This window comes from Kitasatospora sp. NPDC059408 (assembly GCF_042751525.1).
Lineage (GTDB): Bacteria > Actinomycetota > Actinomycetes > Streptomycetales > Streptomycetaceae > Kitasatospora.
Genome location: NZ_JBHYWI010000005.1, coordinates 196,742 through 210,285, shown reverse-complemented (window position 1 = coordinate 210,285; position 13,544 = coordinate 196,742). Strand labels below are relative to the sequence as shown.

Here is a 13,544-nt window from a genome sequence, read left to right as displayed (position 1 = left end):
CTGATCCACCCCGAAGGGCTTCACCGTTCGACTTGCATGTGTTAAGCACGCCGCCAGCGTTCGTCCTGAGCCAGGATCAAACTCTCCGTGAATGTTTACCGGCTATCCGGTCCACACTCGCGTTGAGCGGCACGGCAACCACCGGAATAGGGCGGTCCCGCGCACTGCGTCCTCGCTAGTGTTATTTCAAAAGGAATCTCCAACCCCGATCAAGTGACCGAGGCCGGGGATGTCAACATATCTGGCGTTGACTTTTGGCACGCTGTTGAGTTCTCAAGGAACGGACGCTTCCTTCGAGCCGCCTTCCAGCGGGCCCTCCGGGCGCTTCGTTCTTTCGTGTTTCCAGCTTATCAGATGTTTTCCGCTCCGTTTTCCGGGGCTTCGTCATCCAACTTGCCGATGTCTTCCGGGACTTGACGCCCCGTCCGACGTTTCAAACTCTAGCCGATCCCCGCTCCGAAAAGCGAATCCAGCCGAAGTCCGACCGCAACCCAATAAAACGCGCACGCCGAATACACACCGAGCCGCGACAAGACGCGACCCAGCCCACAGTCGGGAAGTGGTGTTTCAGAGGATTGGCCGCCCCGGGACCGTCCGCGCCGATGCGTGTCCGGTGCTCCCTGCCGAGCGACTAGAGAACACTACCCCTGTTCGGCGCTCCGGGCAAACCCGTGCCGGGGACCGTCCGGGTACAGAGCGGGCGGCCCGCCTTCACGTGTTCGCCGTTCGGGTGGTCGTTGCCGGTGACCCAACGGCGTGCGGTGGGCTCGTCCCGGCCTCCGTCGCGGTGGCGGCGCAGGAGGCGTTCCTCGCGGAGGGCGTCGTCGGTCTCGACGTACCAGAGTTCGCGGAGCAGTCGGCGGGCGTCCGGCCACGGGGCGTCGGTGGAGGCGAGGTAGTTGCCCTCGGTGATGACGAGGCGGGCCTGCGGACGGACGACGTGGCGGGCAGCGACCGGTTCGTCGAGGGTGCGGTCGAAGTCGGGGACGTAGATGTCCTGGAAGCGGTCGGCGGCGATGCGGCGCAGCAGCGCGACGTAGCCGTGGGTGTCGAAGGTAGCGGGTGCGCCCTTGCGGTGGGTGAGGCCCAGGCGGTCGAGCTGGGCGGCGGAGAGGTGGAAGCCGTCCATTGGGACGTAGGCGGCGCTGCCCGGGCCCTCGGCGCGCTCGACCTCGGCGACCAGGTGCCGGGCCAGGGTGGACTTGCCGGCCCCGGGAGGGCCGGTGAGTCCGAGGATCGTACGGGCGTTGCTGCCCGGGCCCCGGAGGAGTCCGAGGGCGAGGGCGGTGAGGCGGTCCTCGTTCATGGCCGCACCCTACTCATCCTTCCCGCCCCGGCCCGGGCCGCTCGCTTCTCCGCTGCCGACGCCTCACCGGGCGGCGAGGGCCGGCACCTCCAGGGTCAGCGTTCCCGCGTCGGCGTCGAGCACGGCCGGGACCCCGAGCGGGACGGTGAGGGTGGAGGGGCAGTGGCCGAAGCCCAGTTCCCACAGCACGGGCACCCCGAGCGGGCCGAGGCGGTCGAGCATCACCTCGCGGACCCGGTCCGGTCGCCCGCAGCCCTCCCAGGAGCCGAGGGCTATGCCGGCCACGCCGTCGAGGGCGCCGGAGCGGAGGAACTGGGTGAGGAGGCGGTCGAGCTGGTACGGGTGCTCGTTCACGTCTTCGAGGATCAGGATGGCGCCGGCGAAGGAGGGCCGGGCGGCGGGTGTGCCCCGCTCGGCCGCGAGGACGTGGACGCAGCCGCCGGCCGTGACGCCGCGGGCCCGGCCGGGGACGAGCGGTGCGGCGGCCGGTCCGGTGAGGACGGTGGTCGTGGCGGGCTCGAAGAGGGTGCGGCGCAGGTGTTCGGCGGTGGGGGCGTCCTCGATGAAGGAGGCCGCCGCGCACATCGGCCCGTAGAGGGTGGCGAGGCCGAGCCGCTGGGCGAAGGCCTCGTGCAGGGAGGAGACGTCGCTGAAGCCGATGAGGACCTTGGGCGGGACGCGGCGCATCGCGGCCCAGTCGAGCAGGTCGACGACGCGGTGCACGCCGTAGCCGCCGCGGGCGCAGACGACGGCGTCGACGGTGGGGTCGAGCCAGGCGTCCTGCAGGTCGGCGGCCCGGTCGGCGTCGGTGCCGGCCAGGTAGCCGAGGGTGGGGTGGGTGTCGAGGACGTGCGGGGCGACGGTGACCCGCAGCCCCCAGGAGCGCAGGATCGCGGTCCCGGCGGTGAGCCGCTCGGGGTCGATCGGGCCGCTGGGGGCGACCACGACGACGTGGTCCCCCGGACGGAGCTGCGGCGGACGAGTCAGCCCTCGGGCGGGCGTGGTCGGGTGCTGGTCCATGGCCGGGATCCTTCCAGGGTGCGGGCGTCGGAGCGTGAGGGGGTGAGGTGCGGTCGGATCCGGCGGGGCCCGCCGCAAGTGGTATGCCCCGTCGTCCTCAGACCGACCCCATGACCTCCCTGACCTCGGCGAGGGTGGCGTCCGCGATGGCGTTGGCGCGCTCGGCGCCGTCGCGCAGCACCTGGCGGAGGTGGCCGCGGTCGGCGGCGAGCGCGGCGCGGCGGGCGCGGATCGGGCGGAAGAACTCGTTGACGGACTCCGTGACGGTGCCCTTGAGCGCGGCCGCGCCGCCGTCTCCGAGTTCGGCTGCGACGTCCTCGGGTGCCCGGCCCTGGCAGAGGGCGGCCAGCAGGACGAGGTTGGCGACCTCGGGCCGGTTCGCCGGGTCGTAGGCGATGTGCCGGTCGGTGTCGGTCTTCGCGCCGCGGATCAGCCGGGCGGTCTCGTCCTCGGAGGCGCCGAGGAAGACGGCGTTGCCCCGGCTCTTGCTCATCTTGCCGCCGTCGGTGCCGAGGAGCAGTGGCGCGTCGGAGAGCACGGCCTCGGGGCGGGGGAAGACGGCGGTGCCGTCGGCGTGCGGGTAGCGCTCGTGGAAGCGGCGGGCGATGGTGCGGGCCACTTCGAGGTGGGGCAGCTGGTCCTGGCCGACGGGGACGAGGCCGGCCTTGCAGAAGAGGATGTCGGCGGCCTGGTGGACGGGATAGGTGAACATCAGTCCGCTGACGGCGGCCTGGCTGGAGTGGGCGATCTCGTCCTTGACGGTGGGGTTGCGGCTCAGTTCGGCGACGCTGACCAGGCTGAGGAAGGGCAGCAGCAGCTGGTTGAGAGCGGGGACGCGGCTGTGCGCGAAGATCGTGGCGCGGTCGGGGTCGAGGCCGGCCGCGAGGTTGTCGAGGACGAGGTTCTCGGTGTGTTCGGCGAGCCGGTCGGCGATGTCCCGGTCGGTGATGACCTGGTAGTCGCCGACGACGATGAACATCTCGACGCCCTGGTCCTGGAGGCGGACCCGGTTCTGCAGGGTGCCGAAGTAGTGGCCGATGTGGAGCGGGCCGGTGGGGCGGTCGCCGGTCAGGACGCGGCGGGCCGCCGGAGCCGCGACGGGAGCGGGAGCGGGAACGGGAACGGGAGCGGCGGCAGCGACGGGGTGGGCGGTCGTGGCGGTCATGCGGGTTGTCTCCTCGGTACGGCGGTGGTGGTGGCCGTCCGGGGCGCGGGCCCGTCCCGCTGGGGAAACGCGACAGGGCCGTCCATCCCGGACGGCCCTGGTCAGGCATGCAGCGGTGGCCGTCCTAGGACGGCCACCAGCACAGGCCCGTGGAGCGCTTCATGCCTTCGACCATAGCGCCGGTCCCCCGCCGCGGTCACCGGTTTTCGCCGTCGGCCTCAGTCCTCGACGACGAGGGCGGGGGTGTCGCGGCGCAGCGTCTCGCCGCGGAAGAACTCCGCCTGCAGGAAGACGGCGCTGAGCAGCAGGCCGCCGACCCCGGGGTCCGGAAGCCCGGGTGGACGGCGCCGAAGCGCGGCGGGACGGCCCGGTAGGCGCTCATCGCCGGCAGCGTGCGGGCCACCGGGATGAACGTGGCCTTGTGGAGTAGGTTAGCCTCACCTTAGTTGCGGGTCCGTGGCCGCCCCTGCGGCCGCGCGCCGTCCCCGACTCGCCCCCGACCCGTCCTTGACCCGCCCGCCGATCCCGAAGGAGCGTCGCGTGGCCCCCAACGCCGACGACCTGACCCCCGCCCGCCGCACCGCCTCCCGCCGCCGCTTCCTCGCCGCCGGGCTCACCGGCGGTGCCGTGCTCGGCCTCGGCGGGCTCCTCACCGCCTGCGGCAGCTCGGACGGGTCGGCCGGACCCGGCACTGCGAAGCCGTCCGGCGGCGGCTCCCCCGACCAGAAGTCGGTCAAGCAGGGCGGCGACGACTACGCCACCGTGATCGAGAAGATGAAGGGCTTCGGCACCGACGCCGCCCCCGGCGTCTACCCCCGCACGGTCAGGCACGCGATGGGCGAGACCGTCCTCCCCGCCAAGCCCGTCCGCGTCGTCGTCCTCGACACCGGCGAGCTCGACAACGTCGTGTCGCTCGGCGTCCAGCCGGTCGGCGTCGTCCACACCGACGGCTCGAAGACCATGCCGTCCTACCTCAAGGACAAGGCCGGCAGCCCGGCGAACGTCGGCACCATCAACAGCCTCAACCTGGAGGCGATCGCCGCCCTCAAGCCCGACCTGATCCTCGGCAGCCAGCTGCGCGCCCAGGACCAGTACGCGCAGCTGTCGAAGATCGCACCGACCGTCTTCTCGCTGCGCCCCGGCTACCCGTGGAAGCAGAACTTCCTGCTCAACGCGAGCACCTTCGGCCTGGAGGCCGAGGCCAAGACCCAGCTCGACGCCTACCAGGCCGCCGCCACCGCGATCGGCGCCCGGCTCGGCGACAAGCGACCGGCCATCACGCCGCTGCGCTTCATGCCCGGCAAGACCCGCCTCTACGCGGAGCTGTCGTTCATCGGCACGATCCTCACCGACGTGCCGCTGCCGCAGCCCGCGATCGAGCGGGTCAAGGAACTCGCGGTCGAGATCAGCCCCGAGCAGATCGACAAGGCGGACGCCGACTGGATCTTCTACGGCGTGTACGGATCGCCCACCTCCACCAACCAGGACACGGTGCTCGGCGGCGCGCTCTGGAAGACCCTCGGAGCGGTCAAGTCCGGTCAGGCGCGGCCGGTTTCGGACGAGACCTGGTTCCTCGGGCTCGGCGTCATGGCGGCCAACGCGGTGCTCGCCGACCTCAAGGGCTTCGTCGCGCCCGGCAGTTGAGCCGACACGCCGGGTAGGGGCGGGGTGCCCGCGGCCCGCTCCCGGAGGGGCGTGCGGGCGTCCGAACGGGGAACCGGCGCTTGGAGCTGGTCACTCGGTGCGGGAGGATCGTCTGGACCGTCCCCCGAAGGGCCCGTGCCGATGACCTCGCTCCACCCCACCCCCACCGACCCAGCCCGCCCCGGCCCGGCCGCGGACCGCGCCGGAGCCCCGCGTCAGGCCGCCGCGCGCTGCTCCATCGCGCAGGCCGCCGACATGGGACAGCTCCCCGGTGCGCCGGGCGGCGGCGCCCGGGACGACTCGGTGCCGCGACCGCGCAGCGGCCCCGGCGACGCCGACGGCGGGGCGGCGACCCGCGCACCCCTCACCGGCGCGCCGGACCAGCGGACGGCCGCCCGTGTGCAGGCCGCGCTCGCCGAACGGCTGCGGGCCGCACGCCTGCAGGGGCGCACGCTCGCCGAGTTGGCCGCCGCGTGTCGACGGCCGGTGGCGGAGGTCGCGGCGCTCCTGGGCGAGGCCGTGCCGGTGGAGGCTCCGCCGGCCTGGCAGGTTCAGGACGACCAGGGCGAGCCCGGCGACGTCCACACGCGCGACGTTCACACGCGCGAACTCCCGCAGCCCGCCGCACCGACGGCCGAACGGCCGGTACCGGTGCTGCGGGCGGCCCGCGAGGAACCGCGGACCCTCGCGACACGACGGCCCTCGCCCTCGCGCCGGCTGCGCCGCATGCACCCCGATGCCGCCCCGACCGGGCAGGAGGCGGCCGAACGGGAGACGGCCGCACCTGAGGGGCCACTCCCGCGCAGGTCAGCACGGGGAGCGGGCAGGACGGCGGCGGGAGCGAACGGGGCCGCAGGGACCGCGGCGGCCTGGCGGCCGACCGGCGGCACCGGGGCCGGGGCCGGGGCCGGCACCGGGGCCGACCAGGTCGAGACCCCGCTCGGGATCCTGATCGGCGCCGGCCCCCACCAACCCGAGGCGGTCGGCCGCCCGGAGGAGCGCACGCCGGTCCGGGTGACCGCCGAGCCGGTCCGGATCGGGCGCGGCACCAGCCTCGTCGTGCTGCCCTCCTGGCGACCCGCCATCGCCGTCTCGGTGCCGACCGAGCAATTGCTGTCCGCCACCGGGCTCGCCTTCGAACAACTGGCCGGCGTGCAGCTGACGGTGATGATGAACCCCGGTGCCCTGCACGACCGGGAGCTCGACCTGCACGACTGGCGGGCCGCGCGCGGACGGCGCGGCGGACGGGCGTAGCCGGTCCGTGCCGTTCGGCCCGGCGTCGTGCCCGACGTAGCGCCCGACGTAGCGCCCGACGTAGCGCCCGACGGACGGACGTCAGTGCTCCGGCGAGGAGTTCGGGATGTAGCCGAGGTGGACGGCGCCCGCGTCGCTCCCGTCGACGTTCCAGTCGCCCGACCGGACCATCGCCAGCAGCTCGGGGAGCCTGGGCGGCCAGAGGGCGTCGGCGTCCGGGGCGGCGAGGTCGGACGGCGTCCACCAGCGCCAGTCGAGGATGCGGTCGACGGCGTGCACCGCGCTGACGTCGCCGACCGGGCCGCGGCGCGGGCCCCGGGTGACGTAGATGTGCTCGTGCTGGCGGACCGGGGTGCCGTGCCAGGTGAAGTCGTGCTCCCAGGTGCAGAGCAGCGGGCCGGGTTCGAGGTCCGTCCAGCCGGTCTCCTCGCGGAGTTCACGGACGGCGCCTTCGCGCGGGGTCTCGCCGGGGTCCAGTCCGCCGCCCGGCATCGTCCAGTGCACGCCGACCTCGGAGTTGTCGGAGCGGAGCAGGAAGACCGAGCCGTCCTCGGCCAGAACCGCCGTCCGGGCCGCCTGCCGGGGCACGCGCTCGCGGGGGCGCCACAGTCCGACGAGTCCCAGCGGGTTGCGGAAGCGCTGCTGTCGTTTCATCGGCCCACTCTCGCAGCGCCCGGCGACGGGCGTCTCCGAATTCCGGGACGGGCGGTGGCGGCACGGGCGGTGGCGGTACGGGGCCGTGACCGGACGGACGGTGGCGGGACAGGTGGTGGCGGGACAGGCGCTGGCGGAACGGTGTGACGGCGCGCGGAGGACCCGTACCGCCGTACGCTGACGCCCATGCCCGTACCCGTACCCGTACCCGCGATCGTCTTTCCCGCCGACCCGCTCAACCCGCGCCGGCCCGACCCGCACTTCGCCTGGGAGGCCAGGCTGGTCCGGGAGTTGGGCGGCGAGCACCATCTCGTCGACCACGACGCGCTGCTGGCCGGACGGGCCGAGGAGGCCGTCCGGCGGGTGCCGGAGGGCGGCGGCCCGCTCTGGTACCGGGGCTGGATGATCCCCTCCCGGGACTACGCCGCCTTCGCCGCCGCCCTCTCCGTGCGCGGCGGGAACCTGCTCACGAGTGCCGCAGGCTACGCGGCCGCACACGAACTTCCCGGCTGGTACGGCGTGTTCGAGGGATCGACGCCGTCGAGCGTGTGGATCCCCTCGGCGGGCGAGGCAGCGGGCGGGTCTGCACCGGCTCCGGGACCGGGGCGGGAGGAACTGGCCGATGCCGTGGCCCGGTTGGGCGGGCGCGGCCCGGCGATCGTCAAGGACTACGTGAAGTCCCGAAAGCACGAGTGGCACGAGGCCTGCTACGTGCCGGAGCTCGCCGACCTGGACGCCGTCGGTCGGGTGGTGGCCCGGTTCGTCGAGTTGCAGGGCGAGTTCCTGGCGGGCGGGGTGGTGCTTCGGCGGTACGAGGAGTTCGCGCGGGCGTCCGCTCCCGTCGGCACCGAGGCCGGTGCCGGCGTCGGTCTCGGCGTCGGTCTCGGCGTCGGCGTCGGCGTCGGGGGCACCCGGGCGGTGGAGGCCCGGGTGTGGTGGCTGGACGGCGAACCGGTGCTCGTCGGACCGCACCCGGACGCGCCGCGCGACGAGGTCGACCCCGACCTGACCGGTGTGCGCTCGCTGGTGCGGACGCTCGGCTGCCGGTTCGTCACCACCGACCTCGCCAGCCGGGCGGACGGCTCCGGCTGGCGGGTGGTCGAGGTCGGGGACGGGCAGGTGAGCGACCTGCCGCACGGGATCGACGCGACCGGGCTGCTGACGTCGCTGATCGCGGCCTGACCCACGCTGGGTTCGGGCCCGGCCCGAACCCAGCGTGGGCCGGCCCGGGCCCGGCCCCGGACCGGGCTCTTGGTCACCCGGCGGCGACGGTCTCCCCGACGGCGGAGGCCGCGTCGTGGTGCCCGTCCGCGATGAACGCGCGCCAGAGCCGCGCGTACGCCCCGTCGAGGGCGAGGAGTCCGGCGTGCGTGCCGTCCTCGACCACCCGGCCGTGGTCGAGGACGACGACCCGGTCGGCGCGTTCGGCGGTGGTCAGCCGGTGGGCGATCACCAGGGTGGTCCGTCCGCCGCTGAGCCGGTCGGCGGCGCTGTTCACGGCGGCCTCGGTGGCCAGGTCGAGCGCTGCGGTGGCCTCGTCGAGCAGCAGGATGTCCGGGTCGACCAGTTCGGCCCGGGCCAGCGCGATCAGCTGGCGCTGACCTGCCGAAAGGTTTCGCCCCCGGCCCGTGACCTCGTGGTCGTACCCGCCCGACAAGCGGACGATCATCTCGTGCGCGCCGACCGCCCGCGCCGCCGCCTCCACCTCGGCCGCCGTGGCCTCCGGCCGGCCGTAGGCGATCGCCTCCCGCACCGTGCCCGCGAACAGGTACGCCTCCTGCGGCACGACGCCGAGCCGGTGGCGGTACTGCGCGAGGTCGTACCGGGTGAGGTCGACCCCGTCGACCCGGACGGTGCCCTCGGTCGCGTCGTAGAAACGGGCGACCAGCTTCACCAGCGTCGACTTGCCGGCCCCCGTCTCGCCGACCAGCGCCACCGTCTGACCGGCGGGTATGTGCAGGTCCACCCCGGTGAGGACGTCCGGGGAACCGTCCGCGCCGCCGTTGTAGGCGAAGCCGACGCCCTCGAAGGAGATCTCGCCGCGCAGCCCCTTCTCGACCGGCACCGGCTCGGCCGCGACGGCGGTGGTCGTCGGCGTGCGCAGCAGCTCCCGGATCCGGCCGAGGCCGACCGCCGCCTGCTGGTAGCCGTCGAACACCTGGGAGAGCTGGTTCACCGGCGCGAAGAACAGGTCGATGTAGAGGAGGTAGGCGACGAGCGCGCCGACCGTCAGGGTGCCCGCGTCGACCCGGGCCGCGCCCACGATCAGCACCAGCGCGGCGGCCACGCTGGACAGGAACTGGACGAACGGGAAGTAGAGCGAGATGTAGAGCTGCGCCCGGACCCGCGCCTCCCGGTAGGCGACGCCCCGGGCGACGAAGCGGTCGGTGTTGGCGTCCAGGCGGCGGAACGCCTGGACGATCCGCATGCCGGCCACGTTCTCCTGGAGGTCGGCGTTGACGGTGCTGATCAGGTCCCGGGAGATCTCGTACTGGTCCCGTGACTTCCTGCGGAACACCAGCGTGGCGATCACCAGCAGCGGCAGCACCGCGAAGACCACCAGGGCCAGGCCCGCGTCGATGATCAGCAGGGCGGCGAAGATGCCGGCGAAGGTCAGCAGGCTGACCACGGCGGTGACGACCCCGGTCTGCAGGAAGGAGGTCAGCGAGTCGAGGTCGGTGGTCATCCGGGTCATGATCCGGCCGGACAGCTCGCGCTCGTAGTAGTCCAGGCCGAGCCGGTTGAGGTGGGCGAAGATCTTGAGGCGGAGGGTGTAGAGCACGCGCTCGCCGGTGCGTCCGCTGACCCGGTTCTCGGCGCTCTGCACCAGCCAGTCCAGCAGGACGACCACCAGGGCGGCCACCGAGGCCACGGCGACCCCGGACATCAGGGTCTTGCTCACGCCCTGGTCGATGCCGTGCCGGATCAGGACCGGCAGCACCAGCGCGGCGCCCGCGTCCAGGGCGACCAGCAGCAGGGCCAGGGCGAGCGGGGCCCGGAAGGGGCGCAGCATCCGGCGGAGGGAGAAGTCCGGGTCGCCGGCCTCGGCCTCGGCGCGCGGTATCGCCGGGGTGTCGCCGGCGGGCGGGAGCGCGGCGACCTTGGCCAGCAGGTCGGGCTCAGCGGTGCGGGCCGCCTTGGTCAGGGCGGGAGTGGGGAGCTCGGGGGTGGGGCCGGGCGTTGGGGCCGCTTGGTTGTCGGGCGCGGTGTCGGGCGCGGCACCGGGTACGGCGGCCGCTGTGGGGACGGTGTCCGTTGCGGGGTCGCGCTCGGGCTCAGGTGTGGCCCCGGGCGCGGTCCGGCCGGGTGTGCGGCCGGCCTCCGGGTCGGTGATCAGGGCCCGGTACTGGGGACATCGGGCCTCCAGTTCCTCGTGGGTGCCGATGTCCAGCAGCCGGCCGCGGTCCAGCACGGCGATCCGGTCGGCGAGTTGGAGGGTCGAGCGGCGGTGGGCGATCAGCAGCGTGGTGCGGCCGGTCATCACCGAGCGCAGTGCGTCGTGGATCTCCGCCTCGATCTGCGGGTCGACCGCGGACGTCGCGTCGTCCAGCAGGAGGATCCGCGGGTCGGTGAGGATCGCGCGGGCGAGGGCTATTCGCTGGCGCTGGCCGCCGGAGAGGGTGAGGCCCTGCTCGCCGACCTTGGTGTCGTAGCCGTCCGGCAGCGCGCGGACGAACTCGTCGGCCTGCGCGGCGCGCGCGGCGGCGACGACCTGTTCGTCGGTGGCATCGGGCCGGCCGTACGCGATGTTGGTGCGGACCGTCTCGGAGAAGAGGAAGCTCTCCTCGGGGACGATGCCGACGGCCGAGCGGACCGAGTCGAGGGTGAGGTCGCGCAGGTCGTGGCCGTACAGGCGGATGGCGCCGGCCGCCGGGTCGTAGAACCGGGGCACCAGTTGGGCCACCGTCGACTTGCCGGAGCCGGAGGCGCCGACGAGGGCCAGGGTCTCGCCGGGGGCGAGGGTCAGGTCCAGGCCGTGCAGGACGGGCACGGGGTGCTCGGGGTCGTAGCGGAACTCGACCCGGTCGAACTGCAGCGCCACGCCGGGCGTGCGCGGGCCGACCGTCGCGGTACCGGTCGCAGTACCGGCGGCGTCCCGGTGCGCGGCGACACCGGGGGCACCTTCGGGGGCGGCGCCGGTGAGGTCGAGGGCCACCGCGTCCGGGCGCTCCTGGACCAGCGGGCGCTCGTCGATCAGCTGGAGGACGCGCTCGACGCCGGCCCGGGCCTGCTGGCCGACCGTGATGACCATGGTGAGCATCCGCACCGGGCCGGTCATCTGGGCGACGTACGTGGAGAAGGCGACGAAGGTGCCGAGCGAGACCCGCCCGTCCACGGCCAGCCAGCCGCCGAAGGCCAGCACCGCGACCTGGGCGAGCGCCGGGATCGCCTGCATCGCCGGGTTGTAGCGGGCGTTGAGCCGGATCGAGCGCAGGCGGGCGGCGAAGAGGTTGCGGGAGGCGACCTCCAGCTTGTCCAGCTCCTGCGCCTCCTGGCCGAAGCCCTTGACCACGCGGACCCCGCCGATCGCCTCGTCCACGACGCCGGCGACGGCCGCGGCCTCCTGCTGGGCCGCCCAGGTCGAGGGGAACAGGCGCTTGCGGCTGAGCACGGTGACCCACCAGAGGGCGGGGGCCATCACGAGGGCGATCAGGGTGAGCGGCGGGGAGAGCCAGACCATCACGGCCGCCGACATGACGAACATCAGCAGGTAGCCGGTCATCATCGGCAGCATCGAGAGCAGCCCGTTGACCAGTTGGAGGTCCGACGTGGCGCGGCCGACCACCTGGCCGGTGTCCAGCCGGTCCTGGCGGTGGCCGTCGAGCCGGCCGAGCGAACGGAACAGGTCGCTGCGCAGGTCGTGCTGGACGTCGAGCGCGAGCTGACCGCCGTAGTAGCGGCGGACCTGCGTGCAGCCGAAGACCACGACGGCGGCGAGCAACAGGACGACCGCCCAGGGGCCGAGCGAGCGGGAGTGCGTGGTGATGACGTCGTCGATGATCAGCTTGGTGACCAGCGGCACGAGCGAGGTGACGGCCATGCCGACGAGCGAGGCACCGAAGGCGAGCAGCAGGCTGCGCCGGGACCGCAGGCAGTAGCCGATCAGGCGGCGCAGCCAGCCGCCGGCCTCGGGGGACGCGGCGGTCGGCGGCGCCGTTGCGGGCGGCCCGGCCGGTGCCGCCGTTGCGGGCGGCGCGGTCGGCCCGGTCGGCCCGGTCGGCGCTGGGGTTACGGGGGTCGTGGGGGCAGGCTGAGTCGCCGCGACCGCCGGGCCGGCCGGGGTCGCCGGGGGCACCAGGCTCTCGGGACCGGCCGCGGCGGTCGGTTCCGGTTTCGCGTCGGGGGCAGGTGGGCCGCTCGGGGATTGCTCCACCGTAGATCCGTGAGTCTCAGGCATATTTAGGGATGCTAACCATTCCATCGGGACGCCGCCATGCCGTTTCCGGCCGGGCCGGGGTGCGGGGCGGGTCGGGCGTGCGCCCGGGCGCACGCTCGCGACAGGCTCCGGCGGAGTGGCCAACAGCCCGCGGCCTGCGGTGATTCCCGCCCGGACACCCGGACGGACCAACCGGCCCCGCTGTCACCAGGGTCGGCCACGCCCGCCCCGATCGCCCACCGGCCAGGGGGCGGCCGGGCGCCGTCCTTTGGACCTAGGTCCGGAGGCGGGACGGGAGCCGGGCGCGACCGCAGCCGGCCCCGGTCGCGGCCGCTAGCACGGGCGGCCACGGGCGGCCTCGGGCGACGGCGCAGTCGACCCCCGGGGCAGCCGCAGCCGCCTCAGGCGTGGGCGGACGCCGATTCGGCCGCCGCCGAGAACGCACCGTGGGCGAGGCTGTGCAGCAGCGCGGCCATGCCGTCGCGCTGGAGGCCGGGGCCGGGGCGATCGGCCTGGGCCGCCGGGTTGGGCCCGAGGCTGTGCGGGGTCGAGTTGATCAGGCCGAAGACGGCGTGCACCGCGGCGCGGGCGACCGGCTCGGCGGCGGGGTCGGCCAGCGCCGGGTAGGCCTGCCGGACCACGTCGACCCACAGCTCGACGTAGCCGCGCTGGAGCCGGCGGACGGTGCGGCGGTCCTCCTCCTTGAGGTTCAGCAGCTCGCGGTCGTGCAGGGTGATCAGGTCGCGGTCGTCGAGGGCGAACTCGACGTGGCCGCCGATCAGCGCGTCCAGCGCGGCGGCCGGGCCGTCTCCGCCGCCCGCGCGCCGGCGCCCCTCCTCCAGCAGGCGCTCGCTGATGCCGATCAACAGGTCGGCGAGCATCGCGTCCTTCCCGGCGAAGTGCCGGTAGAGACCGGGGCCGCTGATGCCGACGGCCTTGCCGATCTCGTCCACGCCCACGCCGAGGAAGCCCCGGGCGGCGAAGAGCCGGGCGGCTTCCCGGCGGATCTGGTCGCGGCGCGGGAGCGCGGTGGTTCCGGGGACGTTCGGCATGCCGCCCATCGTAGACAGTCGGGTTATCGCCCGTTAACCTGGGCGCGTAAGTTAACGTTAATTAACTTCAGG

At 74.0% G+C, this 13,544-nt stretch carries 9 protein-coding genes and 1 rRNA gene; 3 read left to right on the top strand and 7 right to left on the bottom strand.

Translation table 11 applies throughout. The features are described 5' to 3' along the window. From ACFXDE_RS06510 to trpS, 4 genes are all read right to left on the bottom strand, one after another. Positions 1-92 (bottom strand): 16S ribosomal RNA (locus ACFXDE_RS06510); the annotation flags it as partial. Positions 93-631: 539 nt separating this feature from the next. Continuing rightward, a complete protein-coding gene (locus ACFXDE_RS06505) occupies positions 632-1,306 on the bottom strand; it encodes a nucleoside/nucleotide kinase family protein (RefSeq protein ID WP_380448723.1) in 675 nt (224 codons plus the stop codon). Positions 1,307-1,369: 63 nt separating this feature from the next. Further along, positions 1,370-2,326: an LD-carboxypeptidase gene (locus ACFXDE_RS06500; RefSeq protein ID WP_380491453.1), complete on the bottom strand. Its 957-nt coding sequence runs from the start codon at positions 2,324-2,326 to the stop codon at positions 1,370-1,372. Between the two features lie 97 nt (positions 2,327-2,423). Beyond that, positions 2,424-3,491, bottom strand: a complete 1,068-nt coding sequence (gene trpS / locus ACFXDE_RS06495) for a tryptophan--tRNA ligase (protein WP_380491451.1) — start codon at positions 3,489-3,491, stop codon at positions 2,424-2,426. A gap of 540 nt (positions 3,492-4,031) precedes the next feature. Between trpS and ACFXDE_RS06490 the strand changes: the two genes are divergently transcribed. Together ACFXDE_RS06490 and ACFXDE_RS06485 are read left to right on the top strand one after the other, a co-directional pair. Further along, positions 4,032-5,135 carry an ABC transporter substrate-binding protein gene (locus tag ACFXDE_RS06490; protein ID WP_380491449.1) on the top strand — a complete coding sequence of 368 codons (1,104 nt, stop codon included), beginning with the start codon at positions 4,032-4,034 and terminating at the stop codon, positions 5,133-5,135. A 141-nt stretch (positions 5,136-5,276) separates the two neighbouring features. Beyond that, a complete protein-coding gene (locus tag ACFXDE_RS06485) occupies positions 5,277-6,389 on the top strand; it encodes a hypothetical protein (protein WP_380491447.1) in 1,113 nt (370 codons plus the stop codon). 81 nt (positions 6,390-6,470) lie between these two features. On the opposite strand, the gene ACFXDE_RS06480 is transcribed toward ACFXDE_RS06485, so the two are convergent. Next, entirely contained in the window at positions 6,471-7,043 is a 573-nt protein-coding gene (locus ACFXDE_RS06480; protein WP_380491445.1) for an NUDIX hydrolase, read from the bottom strand. A gap of 186 nt (positions 7,044-7,229) precedes the next feature. Here ACFXDE_RS06480 and ACFXDE_RS06475 point away from each other — a divergent pair, with 186 nt between their 5' ends. Further along, complete coding sequence (locus ACFXDE_RS06475) at positions 7,230-8,225, top strand: ATP-grasp domain-containing protein (RefSeq protein WP_380491443.1); 996 nt, start codon at positions 7,230-7,232, stop codon at positions 8,223-8,225. A 73-nt stretch (positions 8,226-8,298) separates the two neighbouring features. Here ACFXDE_RS06475 and ACFXDE_RS06470 read toward each other — a convergent pair whose 3' ends face one another. Both ACFXDE_RS06470 and ACFXDE_RS06465 read right to left on the bottom strand, forming a co-directional pair. After that, positions 8,299-12,159, bottom strand: coding sequence for an ABC transporter transmembrane domain-containing protein (locus tag ACFXDE_RS06470; protein ID WP_380491464.1), 3,861 nt, complete (start codon positions 12,157-12,159; stop codon positions 8,299-8,301). A gap of 662 nt (positions 12,160-12,821) precedes the next feature. After that, the gene (locus ACFXDE_RS06465; RefSeq protein ID WP_380445964.1) at positions 12,822-13,472 is read right to left on the bottom strand and encodes a TetR/AcrR family transcriptional regulator; all 651 of its coding nucleotides are present in this window, start codon (positions 13,470-13,472) and stop codon (positions 12,822-12,824) included. Positions 13,473-13,544: the final 72 nt, after the last annotated feature.